Raw genomic sequence first — 21,905 nt, 5'->3', positions numbered from 1 at the left:
ACCGGGCGGCGCTTGATCAGTGAGGGCTGAACAGGTCAGTCATCGGGTTCTGTGGAAAGAACCGGTCGACCAATACTTTCGCATCTGCCCCCAACTTGAGCGCGTATTGCTCTCGACTGAATGGCTCGCCCGTGCGCATATCGTAAAGCGCCCTTCCCTGAACCGGGCGATCGACCTCCTGCATCTGGACTTTCATGAGACGATAAAAATCGCCGACCACTTCTTCGATACTCTCGATCTGAAAATAACAACCAGGCAAAAAGATCGATTCTGCCTCATCGGGCGAGGCTGAAAATGGCGCGATCGGCGTGGCCCTCAAATACCGTCCTTTGGGTAAAACAAAGACCACCGAAGTATCATCGAACGTTATCGGCCCAATCACCGCATTAGTAGGAGCACCGGCTCGACTGCTGGCGAACGCGCTGACCACATAGGGGTTTTCACTGAACGAAGTGATATCTGTATTGACCAGCACATCGCCAACCTTGATCTGCCCGCTGCGGAACACGGCACCCGAGGTGCCCCGATCACCGCTGCCACCCCTATACAACTCTACATCATTGCTATAGCCCACCACCTGGATGTCGTCGGCAAGACGCTCGATGAACCTTACCTGATTGGAGCCCCTACGTTCGCCTGTACGCAGGAATCGATTGAACACCGTATCCTCCTGGGTATAGAGCATGATGTTAGCGCCGTAATAGTCGTCCTCGCCCAGCTTGAATACCCTGTGTTTACCGTGCCACGGGTCCCGGTACACTTCATCGCCTTCGGGTGAAGAGTCAGACTCCAGAACATCGTCCGTGGTTGGCTCCCAGATATCCATGACCTCTTTCTGACGAGTCAGGGCTCTTTCTGCATAATATTGCTCATTGAATATGTCCGTTTGCAGGTACCTGTCCCAGAACGTTGAATGCACTGTTGCATAAGGTTTTCCTGGCGGGACTGATGAGCTGGTAGACGGAACCTGCGGATCCATAGGCGAGCCACCCTGCAAGCCAGGTGATTGAATCAGCGTCCATTCTCCGTCGAGCCCCAAGCGAACCGGCTTACTGCCAACGAACGCAAAAGGATTGTCAGGGTCAACGATAAACCAGCACTGCTGTTGCTCACTGAACATCACGCGATACGGCAACCGCGCAAGCTTGATCCAGGTTTCGCCATTGCCCAACGAATAAACGCCACGAAACCTGCCTTCCTCGGCTGAGGGCGTGAGGCTGTCCAGCAGCAGGTTGCCTTCCATGTTTTCCAGCGGATCGACAATCACGCCACTCTCCACAACTTCACTGGGGAGCGACACGACATCCGCCCGCACTAATGGCACAGGCTCAGGCATGGCACGAATGGACATCAGTAGCGGCAGATTAAAAAGAAGGTAAAGGGTGTTGATAATGGCACCCAATACACCAGCGCGACGTTGCGCCGGGGTCTTGCCATTGACCGCCTGATCAATGTTCAACCCGGTATTGGCGAGGCCTGCGCCAACCAGCGTCAGAGCAACGGGCCACCCCAACGCGGCTAGCCCGCCAAAAGCCTGCATGAAGGCACTTAGATAACCGATCCATATCTGCTTGCGCAGATCGGCGTTGGACGTCAGCAACTGATGCGCGTCGGTGGTCATGACTTGACGCGCGATATCACGCAGATAAATAAAGGGATCACCCACGATGGGTGCCCGGGATTGATTGATAAGTCGGACATCGGCACGCCAGTCATGCGCGAGCAATTCACTGACCCCACGCGCAAACCTGACGCTGTCCTGTGTTCGTGCCGCCTCGCCGCGCAGGAAATTGCCTGTCAGTGCCTTGCCCGCCTGCTCGCTCGCGAACTGCCCCTTGAGCCAGTTGTACAGCGCGCGTTCGTTTTCGAACACCTGAAAAGGCTGCTCGGCATCAGGCCGGTAAATCACTTCCCGGCCATCAGCGATAACGATACGCAGCATGTCGTAAGTCTTGACGCCGTTGATATCCAGCGTATGCACCGAAAGGCCAGGCGTTACCAAGGGCGAGTCCCGCAAGGCCTTCAGCGTCGCAGGCTGCGAGGGATCAGTGACGACGAATCGAGTGACTTGCTTGAAGTCGTCTGGCGAAAGCTGACCTTTGCGCAGGCAATTACCGGCCGCAACCAAATAGTGCGCTTTGGCCAGAATGCAAAAATTCTCACTGTGCGAACTCCAGAAACGCTCCATGCGGCGGGTGTACAGCGAGCTGAAATCCAGCGTCCACATTTCTGCCAGCAAAGTCTGCGGTAGCATGGGCACCTCGTTGCGCTCGTCGAACACCTCATGATCCGGACCGTCGGTATAAAAACCGCCGTAAAGGGAAAGCTCATCACTGGCCTCTTCGTCGTGGGCGTTGAAGTTCTGCATGAGCAGTTCGATCAACGTCATCGATTGCAGCGGTTTGCCGGAATGTTGCCAGCCGGTGAATGTACGCGGACTGCTGCTTGCGCTGCCGAAACGATGCCAATAGACCTTGTCAGGGTTAAACACCTTTTGCGTGTGCTGAAGCATGATCTTGCTGACTACGCTATAGGCCAGATCGTGCAGATCGGGGTAGTCGAAAACAAATTGCTTCGCGCGTTCACGCAGCAGTTGCTGATCGGTTTTAGGTGTTTTCAGAGATTGGGTCGTCATGACTTCTTCCTGTATGAGAGAAGTCCTGCACGTAATCACTCTTTACGGCATACGTGGCACTAACTATTTATAACGCGACCCTGCGCAGGCAGGCACGTGAACTGATTCAGTCAGAGGCCCGAACAGCAAAGGCGGCGGGTGACTGCAGATTGATCGGGTTCAGCCGGAAGTAATCGCGACCGAAAGTATTTGCTCGCCCGCCTCCAGAACTCTGCATGCGGATCCCGCTTATCGCCGAACGGATTTCCGCCCCTCTTATTTCTGCAATTTCATCGTCCATGATGAAAACCTTCTATAGCTGAAGCTCGACAACAGGCCGCAAGAAGGCTTGGCTTGCGGCATATACGTCTGTGTCGACCGCAAGATTGCGACGAGTCACGTGCTCTGGAACGCCGAATCTGCGTGATCCGCCGAAAATTGATCTTTGACAGCCAAGCAATTCAACAGGTTAAATCGCTTGGCACGCGGACTGCATGGTCAGTTTTCGCCCCTCTCGCTTCAATTCAGTTTTTCTACGGAGTACCGCCCTTGGACGCCACCACCATCAACAGCCTGTTCCTGATCGGCGCGTTGCTGGTAGCCGCAAGCATCCTGGTCAGCTCTCTTTCATCACGCCTGGGTATTCCGATCCTGGTCATCATCCTGGCCGTGGGCATGGTGGCGGGCGTGGATGGCGGCGGGATCATCTTCGACAACTACGCTACCGCCTACCTGGTCGGCAACCTTGCGCTGGCGGTGATCCTGCTCGATGGCGGGCTGCGAACGCGGGTGGCCAGTTTCCGGGTTGCGCTGTGGCCTGCCTTGTCGCTGGCAACGGTGGGCGTGCTGATCACCACCGTACTGACCGGCATGGTGGCTGCCTGGCTGTTCAATCTGAGCGTTATCCAGGGGCTGCTGATCGGTGCAATCGTCGGTTCGACAGACGCTGCTGCGGTGTTCTCCCTGCTGGGCGGCAAAGGCCTGAACGAGCGGGTCACCGCCAGCCTTGAGATAGAATCGGGCAGCAACGACCCTATGGCCGTGTTCCTGACCGTCACCCTGATCGGCATGCTGGCCAGCGGTCAGACCGGCTTGCACTGGGGGCTGCTGGGGCATTTGATTCAGGAGTTCGGCATCGGCAGTTTCATCGGCCTGGGCGGCGGCTGGATCCTGCTTCAGCTGGTCAACCGCATCAATCTGGCGGCCGGCCTGTACCCTATTCTGGTGATTGCCGGGGGGCTTGCGATCTTTGCCCTGACCAACGCCATTCACGGCAGCGGCTTTCTCGCGGTCTACCTGTGCGGTCTGGTGCTGGGTAACCGGCCGATCCGCAGCCGCCACGGCATCCTGCACATGCTCGACGGCATGGCCTGGCTGGCACAGATCGGCATGTTTCTGGTGCTGGGCCTGCTGGTCACGCCCCACGATCTGCTGCCGATTGCGATTCCGGCGCTAGGCCTGGCGCTGTGGATGATTCTGGTGGCACGCCCGCTGTCGGTGATGGTCGGCCTGCTGCCGTTCAAGGCCTTCCATGGCCGCGAAAAAGCCTTTATCGCCTGGGTCGGCCTGCGCGGCGCGGTGCCGATCATCCTCGCCGTGTTCCCGCTGATGGCCGGGCTGCCCAATGCGCAGCTGTACTTCAACCTGGCGTTCTTTATCGTACTGGTCTCGCTGTGGCTGCAAGGCACCAGCCTGCCGTGGGTGGCCAAACTGTTGAAAGTGACGGTTCCGCCTGACCCTGCGCCTATTTCCCGGGCCGCGCTGGAGGTGCACGTCACAAGTGAATGGGAGCTGTTCGTCTACCGTCTGGGCGCTGAAAAGTGGTGCATCGGTGCGGCGCTGCGTGAGCTGAAAATGCCTGAAGGCACGCGTATTGCCGCACTGTTCCGGGGCCAGCAGTTGCTCCACCCGTCCGGCAGTACGACGCTGGAAGTGGGCGACCTGCTCTGTGTGATCGGTCACGAACATGATCTTCCTGCACTGGGCAAACTGTTCAGCCAGGCACCGCAACGTGGCCTGGACCTGCGCTTCTTCGGCGACTTCGTTCTTGAAGGCGATGCACGGCTGGGTGAAGTCGCGGCCCTGTATGGCCTGAAACTCGATGGCATTGACCCCGGAATGCCACTCAGCCAGTTCATCGTGCAGAAGAACCGCGGCGAGCCAGTGGTGGGCGACCAGATTGAATGGAATGGAACTATTTGGACAGTTGCCGTCATGGACGGGAACAAGATCCAGAAAGTGGGCGTCAAATTCCCCGAAGGAACCCGCCCGGGCCCCGGACTGTTCCTTTAAACTGCCAATCCACACGTATCATCATGCGACCGGTGTCTATGTTTTCCCTGCGTTCCATTTGTGCTGCCGCACTGTTTGCGCTTTGCCTGTCCACCTTCCCGGCGCTCGCCGCCGACCCGCCCAGCAGCGATGCCGTGCAGCAAAGCCTCGACAAGATTGCTGATCGCAAGCTGCCTGATGCCGAGCAGAAAGCGCTGCAACAAGTACTCGAGCAAACGTTGGCTTTTCTCGCCAGCAAGAAGGACAGCGAGCAGAAACTCGAAGCGCTCAAGCAACAACTGGCCCAGGCGCCAAAACAGACCTCGGAAAACCAGCGCGAGCTGGCCCGCCTGAAAGAAAGCAAAGTGGTACCCGTCGCCCAGCGCTACGGCGGCCTTGATGTGCCACAACTGGAGCAGCTTCTCAGCCAGCGCAGTACCCAGCAAAGCGACCTGCAAAGTGAACTCAACGACGCCAACAGCCTGGCCATCACCGCGCAGACCCGGCCTGAGCGGGCGCAGACTGAAATCAGCGCCAATCAGACGCGTATCCAGCAGATCAACGCCATCCTCAAGAGCGGCAAGGACAACGGCAAGACCCTGAGCGCCGACCAGCGCAATCTGCTCAATGCAGAACTGGCCTCGATCAACGCCCTCAACCTGCTGCGCCGTCAGGAACTGGCCGGTAACAGCCAGTTGCAGGACCTGGGCAATAGCCAGCATGACTTGCTGACCGAAAAGGTCGCGCGCCAGGAACAGGAAATTCAGGACCTGCAGACCCTGATCAACGACAAGCGTCGCGCCCAATCGCAGAAAACGGTCGCCGACCTGTCCCTGGAAGCGCAAAAGTCCGGTGGCAGCAGCCTGCTGGCGACCGAAAGCGCCGCCAACCTCAAGCTTTCCGACTACCTGCTGCGCGGCACCGACCGCCTCAACGAGCTGACCCAGCAGAACCTCAAGACCAAGCAGCAACTGGACAACCTGACCCAGACCGATCAAGCCCTCAGCGAGCAGATCAACGTGCTGAGCGGTAGCCTGCTGCTGTCCAAGATTCTCTACAAGCAGAAGCAGGCGTTGCCGCACCTGGAACTGGACAAGGGCCTGGCCGACGAAATCGCCAACATCCGCCTGTATCAGTTCGACATCAACCAGCAACGCGAGCAGATGAGCACGCCGACCGCCTATGTCGAAAAGCTGCTCGCCACTCAACCGCCTGAAAACATTACCCCGCAACTGCGCCGTACGCTGCTGGACCTGGCAATCACTCGCAGCGACTTGCTGGAGCGTCTCAATCGCGAGCTGAGCGCGTTGCTCAACGAGTCCATCACGCTGCAACTGAACCAGAAGCAGCTGACCAGCACCGCTCAGGGACTGCGCGCCACACTCGACGAGCAGATGTTCTGGATCCCCAGCAACAAGCCGCTGGACCTGGAATGGTTTCAGAATATCTGGCCGCGCCTGCAAAAGCAGATCGCCACCCTGCCCTGGACATCCAGCCTGAGCGAGCTGTCAGACGGCCTGACTCAGCGACCGCTGCTGTTCCTGCCCCTGCTGCTGTTGATCGGCGTACTGACCTGGCGGCGCAAGGCGCTGTATCAGAAGCTGAATCGCCTGCATGCCGACATCGGCCACTTCAAACGTGACAGCCAATGGAAAACGCCACTGGCGCTGCTGATCAACGTGCTGCTGGCAATGCCTGTGGCGCTGGGCCTGGCGCTGTGCGGCTATGCCCTGCAAATCGATGCACGCGGGCAAAACGCCAACCTGGGCGAGGCCTTGTTGCAGATCGCCCTCGCCTGGCTGGTGTTCTACACCGCCTACCGCGTACTCGCCCCATCTGGCGTTGCCCAACTGCATTTCCGCTGGGAAACGGCGCAGGTCGAGTTCCTGCGTGGCTGGGTGCGTCGCCTCGGGCTGGTCGTTCTGGCCCTGGTGGCCGTGGTGGCCGTCGCCGAGCACCAACCTGCCGCACTGGCCGACGATGTACTGGGGATCGGCGTGGTCCTGACCTGCTACGCGCTGATGACCTGGCTGCTCGCTCGCCTGCTGATCTCGAGCCCCACGCATCACAATGCCTCACTGTTCCGCAAGACTGTCGGTGTGGTGTTCACAGCATTGCCCGTCGCACTCTTTCTGGCCGTGTGCTTTGGCTACTACTACACGGCGCTCAAGCTCAGCGACCGCCTGATCGACACCCTGTACCTGATTATGATCTGGCTGATGGTCGAGGCGACCTTCGTTCGCGGCCTGAGCGTCGCCGCCCGCCGCCTGGCCTACCAGCGTGCACTGGCCAAGCGTCAGGCAGCCCGGGAAAACGGCGACAGCGAAATTCCGGTCGAAGAGCCGAAACTGGACATCGAACAGGTCAACCAGCAGTCGCTGCGCCTGATTCGTCTGGCCCTGCTGGCCGGTTTCGTCGGTGCGCTGTACCTGGTCTGGGCCGAGCTGATCACCGTGTTCGCATATCTCGACAACATCATTCTCTACGAATACACCAGCGGCACCGGTGCCAACATGAGCATGGTGCCGATCAGCCTGAGCGACTTCCTCGGTGCAGGGGTGATCATCGTCATCACCTTCGTGCTCGCCGGCAACCTGCCCGGCCTGCTGGAAGTGCTGGTGCTGTCACGCATGAACCTCGCGCAAGGCAGTGCCTACGCGACGACCACGCTGCTGTCGTACACCATCGCCGGTGTCGGCTTCGTGACCACGCTGTCAACGCTGGGCGTGAGCTGGGACAAATTGCAGTGGCTGGTCGCGGCGCTGTCGGTAGGGCTCGGGTTCGGCATGCAGGAGATCTTCGCCAACTTCATCTCCGGCATCATGATCCTCTTCGAACGTCCGGTGCGGATCGGTGACACCATCACCATCGGCGCACTCTCGGGAACGGTCAGCAAGATCCGCATCCGCGCCACGACCATCACCGACTTCGATCGCAAGGACATCATCGTCCCGAACAAGACGTTCATCACCGGCCAGCTCATCAACTGGTCGCTGACCGACACCGTCACCCGCGTAACGCTCAAGCTGGGCGTCGATTACGGCTCGGACCTGGACCTGGTGCGCTCCCTGCTGCTGCAAGCCGCTCGGGAAAACCCTCGGGTGCTGAAGGAACCAGAGCCCATCGTCTACTTCCTGAACTTCGGCGAAAGCACCCTCGACCACGAACTGCGCATGCACGTCCGCGACCTGGGCGACCGCAACCCGGTGCTGGACGAGATCAACCGCTTCATCAATCGCGAGTTCAAGAAGCAGCACATCAACATCTCGTTCCGCCAGATGGAGATCTACCTCAAGAACACCCAGGGCCTGGAATACAAGCTGGTGCCCGCCGAGCCGAGCGACAAAACCGGTGCCCCGACCGGGCAAACAACGCTGCAACCGGTAAACACCAAAGTGGCCCCGGCGACCAAGGATGCGCCAGAGCCGCCGGAGTTGAGGCTGGACTGAGGTTGGGTGTGGAATGACCGGCAGGGCGGCTGTCGGTTGTTCACGGTCTGCAAGCTGGAAGCTGTAGCGCTTTGAAGGCCTGTTCAGCTTCAACTTATTGATCCACCCCATCCTATAACAACATTATTTCTGACAATGCATAAGCTGAATCATCAAAAGTGCATCGACGCACTCATCAAGCTTATAAGTTCACCTTGACACACTATACGTTCCTAGCAAAGTCGATGCTTTTTTGACAAGAAGATTTATTTCTTTTATTTTTTCATTTCAAAGAACGTAAGCTCATGACTTCTATACCTTTAGTTGCCCACGGCTTGACAAAAACCATCTGTTCCGCGCCCCCACATAGAAACCACTCTGGGAGCCAATTTCATCTATGTATACCTCAGTCCCCGCTGGAATTTTTATATTAAAAACGACGGTTGCAGGAACCGAGTACAACACGGTCATTGAATTGAAGTGGGAGCCTCATGATACATGCCCATCACCTCTGTAATGACTTCAATCGGGCATTTAAACTCTAAGCGCTTACGAGGCCGAATGTTCATCTGATAACAAATAGCGTCCAATTCTTCCTGCTGTGCTTCGACAAGTCCGTGCCCTTGGGCAAGTATTGGCGAATCAAGCCGTTGATGTTCTCGTTACTGCCGCGCTGCCACGGACTCTGCGGATCGCAAAAGTAAATCGCCACACCCGTCTTCTGGGTCAATTCGACGTGTTTGGCCATCTCACGCCCTTGGTCATACGTCATGCTTTTACTCAAGTCCAACGGCATGCTGTTCAGCGCCGCACTAAAACCTTAGACCGCCGAGGTCGCGGTGGCGTCGCGCATTTTGACCAGAATCAGATAACCACTGGTGCGCCCAACAAGCGTGCCCACCGCCGAGGCATTGTCCTTGCCTTTAATCAGATCGCCTTCCCAGTGGCCGGGCATTTGCCAGTCGTCAATCTCGGGCGGACGCACGTGAATACTCACCATGTCAGTAATCTGGCCGCGTCGATCAACACCGCCACTGCGCGGCCTGCGGGTACTTTTGCCTTGCCGCAGACACATTTACGCAACTCGCCGGCGGGCAAGGCGTATATGGCGTTGTAGATCGTTTCTCGGCAAACGTAGGCTTCTGCGAAATTCATTTTCATAACGCGCAGCTTGCCCGCGATTTGCTCGGGAGAAAAGCACTCTCGAAGCAAGTGGGTAATCAGCTCGAACAGTTCATTGCCCGGCACCAGTTTTCTGGCGGGGCAACAGACTTTTCGACGCTCGCGAGTAAGGGCTTGTGCTTCGCACGCCGCATAGCCTCTAGTGGGAAGGGGATTTCTTCGCAGACTGATCGTGGGAGGACTACGCCCCAGCAGACGAGCAATCTCTCGCAGACTGAGATCTCGGTATTGTCCGATTTGAATGGTAATGCGTTCTTCCATGCAGAGTTCGGTATAAGATATCGCAGCACCTTACCTGAGGTAGGGGTGTTGCACTCAGTTTTCGCGGCCGCCCTAACTCAAATTCCTCCTTGCATTAAGCATCTTGAGGATCGGAGGTTCCCCGCCTGTAATTTCAATTGAAAACACAGCATAAGCATGCTCTAAATCACTATATCTTTGAAGCCCTTTCTCAGTAAATCGATAGCGCCCCGGAACCTCTCCCACCTCCAAAGGGGATAATATATTTCTCGACTTTGCCAATTCCAACAAGGGCCTTAAATCATCATAAAGTCGCGCAACCTGAACGTCTCTATCCACGTACTCCTTTAGTTTATCCTCCAAATTTTTCGCTGAAATTTCAATTTTATCCACATTCATATTTAGTTACCTATAGTGCCAATCTTAACAGCCGAATCCCAATCCCCACGGTTAGGAACTAGATATTGTAATGCTTCAGAAGATCGCTCAACTAGACCTCCTAATTCACTTGTCGGGGCTATTTCGCTTACATAAACTTTAGTGGAACTCAGAGGTTTTATCTCGTATATGCCATACGTTAAACCTTCACTTTCCAAAGGCAGCCCAAAAAAATCAGCGAGAGTCTTATCGGACTCTGAGGCCTTCATTAATTCCTTGCGCGTTGTAAAATAAGGTGAGTACTCGGGATAATCTCCCCCTTCAACAACTATTTTCACCAAAGGTTCATCTACAATCTTTGCGGTCGGAAGCGTCTTGCCAGAGGCAAGTTGCCCTAATGCTCGGTTATAAAGAGTCTCATTGGAAGCATTGGGCGAAGACCTTGCGAGAGCATCATAATAAGACTGCCCTTCTGGTGTAGCAAGGTAAGCATCTATCTCCGCCTTTTTAACCCCCATTGTTTTGAATGTACTAAATTCTTTAATCTGCTGTTCTACCGACACAAACTCTGGATCTTGCTTAGCGTAATACTCACGCATGGTCTCGGATTCAGCCTTAACCAACGGAGCAGGCTCATTAACCCGCAACGCAGGCTCAGCCAATAGCCTCCGCTCATTACGCGCCAACCAGTTCGCAAACTGCTTGTTCGAAATCTCTGCCTGAAGCTTGGCACTGCGCACTGCGATGCTATCCATGCTCCCTATGATGCCTGCCTTGACCTGCCCACGTGTCATGTAAGTCACGATGGCAGTAAAGAGCAGCAGCACCAGTTGCTCCTGGCCCTTTGCAATTTGGCGGGCAGCACGATCAATCCGCTCCTGGATTTCGTATGCCGAACCACCAGTGGGGTCGAGGCCCTCGGGTTTCAGCCCTTCGTCAGCGTGCCAGGCAGTGGCGAAGCCTTCCTGCAAGGTAGAGAGGCAAGCAGGCAGACCTTTATAGAAATACTCAGCTATAGATGAGAGACCCAGCGCCATCAGGATCAGGTTGCCAACCTGTAAACCGATACCCGCTCCAGCTGCCGCTACCGGCACAGCGCCGACACCAAAGAAAAACGCTCCAGCAACGCCGCCAGCGACCGTACCGACCGCAACGCTGCCGCCGAGAATCATCGCCACTTCTTTAACCAGCTGCAGCAGCACCGGGAGGATCTGTTCGATCTCGATGGATGCCCACTTGCGCTTGAGGTTTGACTCGATGATGGGATAGGAAAGCCTCATCGCCGCTTTCACATAGTCAATGCGGTTGCCGCCCATGTATCCGTAGGCTTGAGTCGCGGTGGTATTGACGCGTCGCGTGAAGCCATTCCAGCTGTCATAGGTGCTCTGCAGCCCATCGCTGTAGGCTTGATTCAGCGTGTTGAACTTATCATCAAGGTTCCGCTCGATGTCATCCCAGCTAGGAATGTTGGCTAATAGGTCCATTCACACATCACTGTCCCTGGGTTGAAGGAGGCTCGCGTGACGGGCCCAAAATTGACGCAGCCTGCCCCATGTGCACGTAGCTTGATCGAACCTGAGTTCTTGAGTCAGATCTCAAGACAGACTCATTTTTCTCATCTACGAAACAGACCGCAATAGAGACAATAGGCCATCACCATAACGAGTTCACGCTTAACGTGACATAACGTCTGGAAATTTACTATAACTGAGGGCTCCTGTAGTCACTCTATCTAAAACGCTTAGACTCCATCGTATCCGCCCAAAAATGCGGGGCTATCTCTGTGGTTGACACGACGCAACGACCTGGCGGGCCTCCTTTTCCGCCTCAAGTAGCTGTAACGGCTTTGACAGATGCACTGACTGTTTTCATTGGGCCGGAGGCGTATTTTTTCTTAGCGGATCCAGCAACTGCAAGATGTCGAATGCGTCTGTAGTTCAACTCCTACGGGATTTTCAGAATTTTACGGTTGGTGGTTGTCAGTTCCATATGTCACAAACACACTGATAGTCTCAAGGCTCTACGCACCAGAATCACACCACGACTTGTCAGTTCTCGCCAATGCTGAGAGGCTGGTCCCTCTGCTTCTAAGGAGGCACAAATATTGATGGATCTCTCCCGCGGCGCATTTGCTGCAAAACAGCCGCTTTTTCAAGCTCAAGAACCTCGCCAACCCCGAGCAGGAATTGCTGCCGGAATCGTTCAGGAAACTCATACTGAAGCCCGAGCACCTTGCACATGACTTCACACGAGAATACTGCCCACCCGATTAAGAAGCTCAAATGAAAAAAGAACACGAAACCCTCATCATAAAACTCCTGACTGAAATCCAAAGCTCGCCCAAAGGTGAATTAGAACGTCCTCTACGAACGCGTCTATGGGCGATGACCACTGAAAACAAAAATACCAACGAACAAAAACAGATACTGACAAAGCTGAATATCGTCTGCGTGCAACACGGCATTGGATTCTGGACAAAGAAGTTTGGTAATGATCGACGCATTGAACCTGTTCTGACTGTTGCGCTTCAGGCTGCCAGTGGCGCTTTTAATGAGGCCGACGCGATGGCCGTACGAGATGGTTTTTATGTATCTTTGGTCGAGAATGAATGCTATGAACCCGATGAGTGGCCTGCGATGTTCGTCGCGCACGCGGCTGCAAATTCAATCGTAACGGCGGTTTCCGATGTTCAGTTTGGCGCCGACCAACGCGATCAAGACCTGGTTCCTGAAGCATTTGAGCCTGATTATTTAGTCGCATCCGCGTTCGCAGGTGGGTTGTCAGATGATGGCAACCCGGAATTGCGGCGTGCTTTTTGGAGGTGGTATCTGTCTGTTGCCGTGCCGCAGGTGATCTCTGACTTACCTTGAAAAACACGCATCAACCGAGCGGCAACACCCGGTTGTGCGGAGCACCTAACAACCCGATCAGTCGGCAGCCTCAACCCGCCCAATCACCACCTTCGCCTCCAGATACCCGCCAGGCTCCTTGCTGATCTGCACGATTCCGGCACACGGCGCCAGTATCGATGTTTCCATCTTCATCGCTTCCATGATCGCGATCACCTGTCCCTTCTCTACCGTCGCACCGTCTTCAACCGCCCAGGCATGCAGGTTGCCCGCGACCGGCGTCAGTACTGCGTGCGGGTCAGGGGCGTCGGCAGCTGGCTGGCTGGCGTCAGCCGGTGCAGCCGAATTCAGGCTCATGCCACGCAGCAGCGCAGCGGGGAGGCCCAGTTCGTGGCGTTTTCCGTCGATTTCGACGAAGGTGCGCAGCACACCTGCATCAACTGGCGCAGCGCTGCGCGGTGCGAGGGTGACGTGTTCGGCGAAGTCGGTTTCGATCCAGCGGGTGTGGACGGCAAAGGTATTGGACGCCGTGAAGTCATCATGGTCCATGACCGCCCGATGGAACGGCAGCACGGTGGCCACGCCTTCCACCTTGAACTCGGCCAACGCACGGCGGGCGCGGCTGATGGCCTGTTCGCGGGTTGCGCCGGTGACGATCAGTTTGGCGATCATCGAATCGAAGTTCGCTGACACTCGCGAGCCTTCTGTCACGCCGGTGTCCAGCCGCACGCCCGGTCCGGACGGTGGCTGAAACACGTCGATGGTGCCCGGGGTCGGCAGGAAGCCGTTGCCTGCATCTTCGGCGTTGATGCGGAATTCGAAGCTATGGCCGCGCGGTACCGGCGTACCGTCGAACGACAGCGGCAGGCCGTCGGCCACGCGCAGTTGTTCGATGACCAGATCCACACCGCTGGTTTCTTCAGTCACCGGGTGTTCCACCTGCAAGCGCGTATTGACCTCCAGGAATGACAGGGTGCCGTCGCCACTGAGCAGGAATTCCACCGTACCGGCACCGACATAGCCTGCCTCGGCACAAACCGCACGGGCCGACTCGTGAATGCGCTGGCGCAGCTCGTCGGTCAGGTAAGGGGCCGGGGCTTCCTCGATCAGCTTCTGGTTGCGACGCTGCAACGAGCAATCCCGGGTGCCGACCACAACCACCCGGCCATGCCGGTCGGCGATGATCTGCGCTTCAATGTGCCGTGGGCGATCCAGAAAGCGTTCGACGAAGCACTCGCCACGACCGAACGCGGTCACCGCTTCACGCACCGCAGACTCGTACAGCTCGCTGACTTCATCGAGCTTCCAGGCGACTTTCAGGCCGCGACCACCGCCGCCAAATGCCGCCTTGATGGCAATCGGCAGGCCGTACTGCTCGGCGAACGCAAGCACTTCAGAAGCATCTTTCACCGGGCTTTCAGTGCCAGCTACCAGCGGCGCACCGACTTTCAAAGCGATGCGCCGGGCTTGCACCTTGTCGCCCAGCGCGTCGATGGTTGCAGGGTCCGGGCCGATCCAGGTCAGGCCGGCGTCGATTACGGCGCGGGCAAAGTCGGCGCGTTCCGAGAGGAAGCCATAACCTGGGTGAACCGCGTCGGCACCGGCACGAGCAGCGACTGCCAGCAGCTTTTCGATGTTCAGATAGGTGTCGGTCGGGCGCTCACCTTGCAGCCCGTAGGCTTCATCGGCCTGACACACATGCAGCGCGTCGATATCGGCATCGGCATACACGGCCACCGAGGCAACCCCATAGTCACGGCAGGCGCGGGCAATACGCACGGCAATTTCGCCACGGTTGGCAATCAGAACCTTTTTCATCTGTTATTGGTCTCGTCTGAAGTGGCGGAGCGCACTGGCTCGAAGGCGCTCAGCGGGTTGAAACGAATGCGGGCATTGACCGGAATCTGCCCGGCCTTGTCCAGGTGATAGGTAGCGACTGCGCCGATGACCGGGTAACCGCCCGTCAACGGGTGGTCCGCCAGAAACAGTACCGGCTGGCCACTGGGCGGCACCTGAATGGCACCGACCGTGGTGCCCTCGCTGGGCAGTTCGCCACTGACGGCGCGCGCAAGCGACTGCTCGCCCGCCAGGCGGATACCGATCCGGTTGGATTGCGGTGTGACCAGCCAGGTCTGCTGCGTAAGCAACGCCTGCGCCTCGGCGGTGAACCAGTCGCTGCGCGGCCCCATGACCACATCCAGCGTAATGACCTGATCATTACGCGGCATATCGAAGGCCGGTTGTTCGCCAGTCGACACCGCAGCACCACCGGTTCTGCGCCTGAAGCCCAGCCGGTCACCCGCCGCCAGCGCTGCGGGCCCCACCTGGGCCAGCGTGTCGGTGGACAGACTACCCAGCACCGGCTCGTGGACAAAACCGCCGCGCACGGCCAGATAACTGCGCAAGCCTGCGGTGGGCGAACCGATGCTCACCTGATCGCCGCTCTGCAACGAAAACGGCGCGTAAAGCGGCGGCTGCATGCGTTGGCCATCAGCCGTCAGCACCTCGACAGGCGCCTGAGCACCGGTAACCGCTACCACGGCCTGGCCCTGACAGGTAAACGTCAGGCCACCCATGAGAATTTCCAGACAAGCAGTGCCCGGCTCGTTGCCTACTGCGCGATTGGCCGCACGTAATGCGCCGCGATCCAGCGCGCCTGATGCGGAAACACCCTGCCCTGCCCGACCAGGACGACCCAGGTCCTGAAACAGGGTCTGCAAACCCGGCGTAACGACTTGCAGATAGTCTTCGGTGATTGTCGACGCCTGCTGACGAACGGGCGCAGCAACCGAAACGCTGGTCACGGGCAGCGGACCGGCGTCTTGAAAGCGCACGCGATAGCCAGGCTGAAGCAAGGCTGGCTCGTCGCGGCCCAGATCCCACATTTTTGAGTGAGTCACGCCGATGATCTGCCAGCCACCGGGGCTGGCCTGTGGATAAATGCCGCTGAAACCACCGGCCAACGCCACTGCACCAGCCGGAATGCGCGTGCGCGGCGTGCTGCGCCGCGGCACGACAAAGCCGGCACCGCCACTGAGGTAGGCAAAACCGGGCGCAAAGCCACAGAAGGCAACGTTGTAGTCGCTGCCGGTGTGACGCTTGATCACTTCGTCAACGCTGATGTCCAGCTCGCGTGCCACATCAGCCAGGTCTTCACCGTTGTAATGCACGGGTATTTCAATCAGCTTGCCGGGCTCGCGAGCGCTGCCGCGAATGTCACGCGAGGCAATCTGCGCCGCCAGCGCCTCGAAACCGATGGCAGACGGACGAAAATGCACCAGCAACGTCCGGGCCGCCGGAACGATTTCCTCCACGCCGAAAATGGGCATCTGCTGTAGCGATTCGAACAGGGCCAGAGTCTCGTCCAGGTTCGACAGTTCAACCAGGAGCGCGTCCAGGTTGGCCGGGTAGAAACGCATGAGCCTCTCCTATACGTGGTAGTAGCTGTCCGGAATATCGGTAATGAACATGTGCCCCGGCGCATGGGAAATCGCGAACGGCACACGAGACGCCATCACAACCGCCTGCGGGGTCACGCCGCAGGCCCAGAACACAGGAATCTCGCCGGGCTTGATGCTCACTGCATCGCCGAAGTCCGGATGGGCCAAGTCCTTGATGCCAAGCAGCTCAGGTTCGCCGACATGCACCGGCGCGCCGTGCACGCCGGGGTAGCGCCCGGTGATCCTTGCTGCCTCGGCAACCCGGTCCGCAGCGATGGGCCGCATAGAAACCACCATGTTTCCCTGCAAGCGCCCGGCAGGTCGACAGACACGATTGCTGCGGTACATCGGTACGTTGCAGCCTTCGCTGATATGGCGCACGTCGATCCCGGCGTTCATCAGGTCGGTTTCGAAGGTGAAGCTGCAGCCGATCAGAAAACTGACCAGATCGCCGTGCTGCGCCCAGATTTCGCTGGCGTCGCTGACTTCTTCAGCCAGTTGCCCATCACGCCAGACCCGATACAACGGCAGGTCGGTGCGCAGATCGGCCTGCTCGGCCAGCAACGTGGTGTAACTGCAGGGCTCGGTCACATCCAGCACCGGACAGGCTTGCGGGTTGCGCTGGGCGAACAGCAGAAAGTCATAGGCCCAGTCGCGCGGCAGCGTGATCATGTTGCACTGGGTCAAACCGGGAGCCTGACCTGCGGTTGGCGAAACAAACCCTTGTCGATAGCGGGCACGTGCGTCGATAGCCGCCTGACGGGCGTGTTGCAAGGTGTTGTTCATGATCAGCCCCTATTGAATGCGCGGACGGTAACGCCTGCGTCGTGCAAACGGTCTTTCAGGATGCGGGCGATGTTCACCGCGCCCGGGCTGTCGCCGTGTACGCAGATAGAATCGGCTTGCAGGCTGATTTCGCGGCCGTCTTCAGCCTCGATAACCCCGTCGCGCACCAGACGCAGCATGCGTTCGGCGATCAGCTCGGCGTTGTGCAGCACGGCACCGGGCCGCGAGCGTGAGACCAGCGCGCCTTCAGCGGTATAGGCGCGGTCGGCGAACGCTTCGGCAACGCACGCCAGTCCGGCTTCCCGCGCCCAGCCGAGCAGTGGCGAATTGGCCAGACACACCAGCTTCAGCGCAGGGTCGATGCGCAGCAGCGCCTGAATGACCGCCGCTGCCTGGCGCTGATCGCCAGCGATGGTATTGTACAGCGCGCCGTGGGGTTTGACGTATGTCACGCTGGTACCAGCGCTGCGCGCCAGCCCCTGAAGCGCGCCGATCTGGTAAATGACGTCGGCCGTCAGTTGGTCGCTTGGGATGTCCATGTTGCGGCGACCAAACCCGACGAGGTCCGGGTAAGCCACATGCGCACCAATGGCCACGCCCCGGGCCGCAGCGGCCTCAAGGGTGCGCAGGATGCCGGCTGGATCACCAGCATGAAAACCGCAGGCCACATTGGCGCTGCTGACCACATCGAGAATCGCCTCGTCGTCGCCCATGCTCCAGGCGCCGAAGCTTTCACCGAGATCACTGTTGAGGTCTATTGCAGGCATTTTTATTCTCCGAAATCAGGCTGCATTGATGAAAGCAAAGATGGCTCCCGCCGATTTGAACGCCATGTACCACGACAGCAGACAGGTCAGCACGCCCAGCACCAATAGCCAGCGCGGGTAGTGGTAGCCGTCCATCATGTCGGACCGACGCCAGCCCACGTACATGAAAATGCTCAGGCCCAGTGGCAGAATCAAGCCGTTGAAGCCACCGGCAAACACCAGCAGCGCAGCCGGTGGTTTGCCCCACATGACGTATACGACCACGGTGATCAGGATAAAGCCGACAGTTGCCAGGTTGCGCACGCGCTCGGTGATGCGTTTGGAAAATACCGTGATGAACGACATCGAAGTATAGGACGCGCCGATCACGCTGCTGATGTCGGCCGCCCAGAGCACCAGGCCGAACATGATCAGGCCGAAGTTGCCAGCGGCAGCGGTGAACGCCTGGGCCGCAGGGTTTGCGCCCTGGCCGGATACATCGATGACAACGCCGCTGGCGACCACGCCGAGGATTGCCAGAAAAAGTATGTAACGGACAACCCCGGTGACCAGAATACCGGTCAGCGCCGCCTTGGACACTACATCGATGTTCTCGACCCCGACGGTGCCGCGATCCAGCAAGCGGTGAGCACCGGCGTAAGTGATATAGCCACCGACCGTGCCGCCGACGATGGTGGTGATGGCCGCGAAATCGACCATGTCCGGCAGGATCGTCTGGCGCAGAGCCTCGCCCAGCGGCGGATGCGAGGCAAAGGCGGCGAAGAGGATCAGGCAGACCTTCAAGGTGCCCAGCACCATCATGATGCGATCCATCGCAATACCCGCACGGTGCGACGAGAAGATCGCAATGGCGATCAGCGCACTCAAGGCGCCCCCCCATTTGGGGTCAAGACCGGTCAACGCATTCAAGCCCAGGTCCGCACCGGCGATGTTGCCCAGACTGAACACCAGGCCGCCGAAGATGACCAGTACCGCGAGCAGATAACCACTGCCCGGGATCGCTGCGTTGGCCAGATCGGCCGCGCGCATTCTGGTCAGCGTCACGATGCGCCAGACATTCAACTGCACCACGAAGTCGATCAGGATCGACGCCAGAATGCCGAAGGCAAACGCCGCCCCCAGGGTCGCGGTGAACGTGGCTGTCTGGGTCAGAAATCCTGGGCCGATGGCAGAGGTCGCCATCATGAAGATCGCGGCGATCAATGAGGCGCGACGCGCCTCGGTGAACTCATTGGCAGTCTGTGTCACGGCGGCATTCCTGAGATGAGAGGTAACCTGCCAGAGCAATGAGCATGCCAAAGGGCATTAAACAGCGCCAAGTTGTAGATACATAAAGATAATATTGTTGAACAATCCATATGTTATGGATCAACAATGCTCACCATATTGTTACGCTTGAACTCAAGTGTGCTACCTGATGAAGCATCGGATGGCCTTCGTCCTTGCCAGCCAATGAGCTGTCGTGGAATATCGACTCGGCTTTTCCTTATCCGGACCCTTTATGAATGACGCTGCCTCTCTCCTCCCTCGTACGCTTGGAGAATCCATCACCACAGAGCTTCGCAGAATGCTGGTCGAGGGTGAGCTGGTTCCCGGTCAACGCCTTTCGGAAGCGGCGCTGGCCGAAAGCCTGCAGATTTCCCGCAATACCTTGAGAGAAGCTTTCAGAATTCTGACCCGCGAGGGTTTGCTCACTCATGAACCCAACCGCGGCGTGACTGTGGCCAAGCCTGACATGGCTTCGATCATCGATATTTATCGCATCCGGCGCTTTATCGAATGCAGGGCGATTGCCCAGGCTTATCCACAGCATCCCGGTGTGCTGCACATGCGCAATGCGGTCGAGGCCGGCGTGCAGGCGCGTGAGGCCAAGGACTGGATTGCCATGGGCACCGCCAACATGATGTTTCACAAGGCCATCGTCGAGCTGTCCGACAGCCCGCGACTGGCGGCGTTTTATGCGCAGATATCAGCAGAGTTGCGCCTGGCCTTCGGGCTGCTCAACGACCCGGAGCTTCTGCATTCGCCCTATCTGGACATGAATGCAGCGGTACTCGGGCGCCTTGACGCGGGCAAGACCGATGAGGCGACGCGCATGCTTGAGGATTATCTGGTGCAATCGGAACGAACGATTCTGGCCGCCTTCGAGCGAAGCCGGAACCGATAGTCCGGGCGCAGCCCCGATCACCAGAACTACCACCCAGGGACCCGGTCTACGGGTTCTGACCGTTGCAACACGCCCGACGAGCCAGGCAGGCCGCCGCTTCGTTGAAAGCCTGAAATTCCCCTCTGGAGGCGATACGCTTTGAAAGCACTCGACGAACTCACTTTCGACAACCGCTTTGCCCGACTGGGCGATGCGTTCTCCACTTCCGTGCTGCCTGAGCCCATCGATGCGCCGCGGCTTGTGGTTGCCAGCGAATCCGCGCTGGCGCTGCTGGACCTGGCCCCTGAACAAGCCGATCTGCCGCTGTTCGCGGAAATCTTCAGCGGCCACAAGCTGTGGTCAGAGGCCGAGCCGCGAGCGATGGTTTATTCCGGCCATCAGTTTGGTTCCTACAACCCGCGCCTGGGCGACGGCCGCGGGCTGTTGCTGGGCGAGGTGTATAACGACGCAGGCGAACACTGGGACCTGCACCTCAAGGGCGCGGGCCGCACGCCGTACTCGCGGATGGGTGACGGGCGCGCCGTGCTGCGTTCGTCGATCCGCGAGTTTCTGGCTTCCGAAGCGTTGCACGCGCTGGGTATCCCCAGCAGCCGTGCAGGGTGCGTAGTCAGCTCCAGCACGCCGGTATGGCGCGAAACCCAGGAACACGCAGCGATGGTGCTGCGTCTGGCGCAGAGCCATGTGCGCTTCGGCAGTCTTGAATACTTCTTCTACACCAAACAGCCAGAGCAATTGAAGACACTGGCCGAACATGTACTGACGATGCATTACCCGCATTGTCAGGAGCAGCCAGAGCCGTATCTGGCGATGTTCCGCGAAATCGTTGAGCGCAACGCCGAGCTGATTGCCAAGTGGCAGGCCTACGGTTTCTGCCACGGCGTGATGAACACCGACAACATGTCGATTCTGGGTATTACCTTCGATTTCGGGCCGTTTGCGTTTCTGGATGATTTCGACGAGCACTTCATCTGCAATCACTCCGATCACGAGGGACGCTACTCCTTCAGCAATCAGGTGCCCATCGCGCAATGGAACCTGAGCGCACTGGCGCAGGCGCTGACGCCGTTCATCAGCGTGGAAGCGTTACGCGAGACTATCGGCTTGTTCCTGCCGCTTTATCAAGCGCACTACCTTGACCTGATGCGTCGTCGACTGGGCCTGACCATTGCCGAAGATCAGGACGAACAACTGGTCAGCCAATTGCTGAAGCTGATGCAGAACAGCGGCGTGGATTACACCCTGTTTTTCCGTCGTCTGGGCGATCAGCCCGCCGTAGAAGCGCTGCGCACATTGCGCGACGACTTTGTCGACATCAAGGGCTTCGATGGCTGGGCAGAAGCGTATCTGGCGCGTATTGCCGGCGAGGACAAAGGCACCGAGCAAGAGCGTCAAACCCGCATGCACGCGGTCAATCCGCTGTACATCCTGCGCAACTACCTGGCCCAGAACGCTATCGCCGCAGCGGAAAAAGGTGACTATGCAGAAGTCCGCCGCCTGCACCAAGTGCTCTGCACGCCCTTCACCGAACAACCCGGAATGGAAGGCTACGCCCAGCGACCACCGGACTGGGGCAAGCATCTGGAAATCAGCTGTTCGTCGTGAGGCTTTTGGTCCCCTATCGTGCCCATCCTCAGCGTGGGCGATAACCTCAACTATCGTGCTACGCGGCGCGGCGCAGATTTGTGACGCGGAGCGTCACGCACGGCATTCCCACGCTGGAGTGGTATGCCCCCCGAAGGTTGGACAATTATCCACTTACGCTGCCTTGGCGGCCTGCATCCTG

General features: G+C 58.2%; 14 protein-coding genes and 1 pseudogene. 5 read left to right on the top strand and 10 right to left on the bottom strand.

Annotation, left to right across the window (positions count from 1 at the left end; genetic code table 11):
* Positions 1 to 16: 16 nt before the first annotated feature.
* Both AO277_RS20235 and AO277_RS28610 read right to left on the bottom strand, forming a co-directional pair.
* Positions 17 to 2,635 carry a dermonecrotic toxin domain-containing protein gene (locus tag AO277_RS20235; protein ID WP_044319157.1) on the bottom strand — a complete coding sequence of 873 codons (2,619 nt, stop codon included), beginning with the start codon at positions 2,633 to 2,635 and terminating at the stop codon, positions 17 to 19.
* A gap of 106 nt (positions 2,636 to 2,741) precedes the next feature.
* The gene (locus tag AO277_RS28610) at positions 2,742 to 2,915 is read right to left on the bottom strand and encodes a hypothetical protein (protein ID WP_162836992.1); all 174 of its coding nucleotides are present in this window, start codon (positions 2,913 to 2,915) and stop codon (positions 2,742 to 2,744) included.
* A 248-nt stretch (positions 2,916 to 3,163) separates the two neighbouring features.
* On the opposite strand from AO277_RS28610, the gene AO277_RS20230 reads away from it, so the two are divergent.
* Together AO277_RS20230 and mscK are read left to right on the top strand one after the other, a co-directional pair.
* Positions 3,164 to 4,906 (top strand): potassium/proton antiporter, encoded by a 1,743-nt coding sequence (locus AO277_RS20230; RefSeq protein WP_044319156.1) that lies wholly within the window; start codon positions 3,164 to 3,166, stop codon positions 4,904 to 4,906.
* Between the two features lie 38 nt (positions 4,907 to 4,944).
* Positions 4,945 to 8,334 (top strand): mechanosensitive channel MscK, encoded by a 3,390-nt coding sequence (gene mscK / locus AO277_RS20225; RefSeq protein ID WP_044319155.1) that lies wholly within the window; start codon positions 4,945 to 4,947, stop codon positions 8,332 to 8,334.
* 446 nt (positions 8,335 to 8,780) lie between these two features.
* On the opposite strand, the pseudogene AO277_RS20215 reads toward mscK, so the two are convergent.
* The 3 genes and pseudogenes from AO277_RS20215 to AO277_RS20205 form a co-directional block, all read right to left on the bottom strand.
* Positions 8,781 to 9,777: pseudogene (locus AO277_RS20215) on the bottom strand (IS30 family transposase).
* Between the two features lie 51 nt (positions 9,778 to 9,828).
* Positions 9,829 to 10,134: a hypothetical protein gene (locus AO277_RS20210; protein WP_031595010.1), complete on the bottom strand. Its 306-nt coding sequence runs from the start codon at positions 10,132 to 10,134 to the stop codon at positions 9,829 to 9,831.
* A 2-nt stretch (positions 10,135 to 10,136) separates the two neighbouring features.
* Positions 10,137 to 11,597 (bottom strand): DUF6861 domain-containing protein, encoded by a 1,461-nt coding sequence (locus AO277_RS20205; RefSeq protein ID WP_044319767.1) that lies wholly within the window; start codon positions 11,595 to 11,597, stop codon positions 10,137 to 10,139.
* Between the two features lie 798 nt (positions 11,598 to 12,395).
* Between AO277_RS20205 and AO277_RS20200 the strand changes: the two genes are divergently transcribed.
* On the top strand, positions 12,396 to 12,983 hold the full coding sequence (locus AO277_RS20200) for an Imm5 family immunity protein (RefSeq protein ID WP_044319766.1): 588 nt from the start codon (positions 12,396 to 12,398) through the stop codon (positions 12,981 to 12,983).
* 57 nt (positions 12,984 to 13,040) lie between these two features.
* Here AO277_RS20200 and AO277_RS20195 read toward each other — a convergent pair whose 3' ends face one another.
* Genes AO277_RS20195 through AO277_RS20175 form a run of 5 tightly spaced genes read right to left on the bottom strand, consistent with a single transcriptional unit; the run spans position 13,041 to position 19,203 of the window.
* Entirely contained in the window at positions 13,041 to 14,780 is a 1,740-nt protein-coding gene (locus AO277_RS20195) for an acetyl/propionyl/methylcrotonyl-CoA carboxylase subunit alpha (RefSeq protein WP_044319765.1), read from the bottom strand.
* Positions 14,777 to 16,381 carry a 5-oxoprolinase subunit B/C family protein gene (locus AO277_RS20190; RefSeq protein WP_044319764.1) on the bottom strand — a complete coding sequence of 535 codons (1,605 nt, stop codon included), beginning with the start codon at positions 16,379 to 16,381 and terminating at the stop codon, positions 14,777 to 14,779. The genes AO277_RS20195 and AO277_RS20190 overlap by 4 nt, the downstream gene beginning before the upstream one ends.
* Positions 16,382 to 16,390: 9 nt before the next feature.
* Positions 16,391 to 17,188: a putative hydro-lyase gene (locus tag AO277_RS20185; RefSeq protein WP_044319763.1), complete on the bottom strand. Its 798-nt coding sequence runs from the start codon at positions 17,186 to 17,188 to the stop codon at positions 16,391 to 16,393.
* A 2-nt stretch (positions 17,189 to 17,190) separates the two neighbouring features.
* Positions 17,191 to 17,955 (bottom strand): LamB/YcsF family protein, encoded by a 765-nt coding sequence (locus tag AO277_RS20180; protein ID WP_044319762.1) that lies wholly within the window; start codon positions 17,953 to 17,955, stop codon positions 17,191 to 17,193.
* A gap of 15 nt (positions 17,956 to 17,970) precedes the next feature.
* The gene (locus AO277_RS20175) at positions 17,971 to 19,203 is read right to left on the bottom strand and encodes an NRAMP family divalent metal transporter (RefSeq protein ID WP_044319761.1); all 1,233 of its coding nucleotides are present in this window, start codon (positions 19,201 to 19,203) and stop codon (positions 17,971 to 17,973) included.
* Positions 19,204 to 19,456: 253 nt separating this feature from the next.
* Between AO277_RS20175 and AO277_RS20170 the strand changes: the two genes are divergently transcribed.
* Together AO277_RS20170 and selO are read left to right on the top strand one after the other, a co-directional pair.
* Positions 19,457 to 20,122, top strand: coding sequence for a GntR family transcriptional regulator (locus AO277_RS20170; protein ID WP_080899346.1), 666 nt, complete (start codon positions 19,457 to 19,459; stop codon positions 20,120 to 20,122).
* A gap of 138 nt (positions 20,123 to 20,260) precedes the next feature.
* On the top strand, positions 20,261 to 21,724 hold the full coding sequence (gene selO / locus AO277_RS20165) for a protein adenylyltransferase SelO (protein WP_044319759.1): 1,464 nt from the start codon (positions 20,261 to 20,263) through the stop codon (positions 21,722 to 21,724).
* Positions 21,725 to 21,905 lie beyond the last annotated feature (181 nt).

The organism is Pseudomonas amygdali, from assembly GCF_002699855.1.
GTDB lineage: Bacteria > Pseudomonadota > Gammaproteobacteria > Pseudomonadales > Pseudomonadaceae > Aquipseudomonas > Aquipseudomonas amygdali.
The sequence above is the reverse complement of the archived record's forward strand: the minus strand, read 5'-3'. Positions and strand labels throughout refer to the sequence as shown.

Coding starts and splice junctions, on each gene's coding strand:
- AO277_RS20235 (WP_044319157.1), bottom strand. CDS start 2,635: ATGACGACCCAATCTCTGAAAACACCTAAAACCGATCAGCAACTGCTG.
- AO277_RS28610 (WP_162836992.1), bottom strand. CDS start 2,915: ATGGACGATGAAATTGCAGAAATAAGAGGGGCGGAAATCCGTTCGGCG.
- mscK (WP_044319155.1), top strand. CDS start 4,945: ATGTTTTCCCTGCGTTCCATTTGTGCTGCCGCACTGTTTGCGCTTTGC.
- AO277_RS20210 (WP_031595010.1), bottom strand. CDS start 10,134: ATGAATGTGGATAAAATTGAAATTTCAGCGAAAAATTTGGAGGATAAA.
- AO277_RS20205 (WP_044319767.1), bottom strand. CDS start 11,597: ATGGACCTATTAGCCAACATTCCTAGCTGGGATGACATCGAGCGGAAC.
- AO277_RS20200 (WP_044319766.1), top strand. CDS start 12,396: ATGAAAAAAGAACACGAAACCCTCATCATAAAACTCCTGACTGAAATC.
- AO277_RS20195 (WP_044319765.1), bottom strand. CDS start 14,780: ATGAAAAAGGTTCTGATTGCCAACCGTGGCGAAATTGCCGTGCGTATT.
- AO277_RS20190 (WP_044319764.1), bottom strand. CDS start 16,381: ATGCGTTTCTACCCGGCCAACCTGGACGCGCTCCTGGTTGAACTGTCG.
- AO277_RS20185 (WP_044319763.1), bottom strand. CDS start 17,188: ATGAACAACACCTTGCAACACGCCCGTCAGGCGGCTATCGACGCACGT.
- AO277_RS20180 (WP_044319762.1), bottom strand. CDS start 17,955: ATGCCTGCAATAGACCTCAACAGTGATCTCGGTGAAAGCTTCGGCGCC.
- AO277_RS20170 (WP_080899346.1), top strand. CDS start 19,457: ATGAATGACGCTGCCTCTCTCCTCCCTCGTACGCTTGGAGAATCCATC.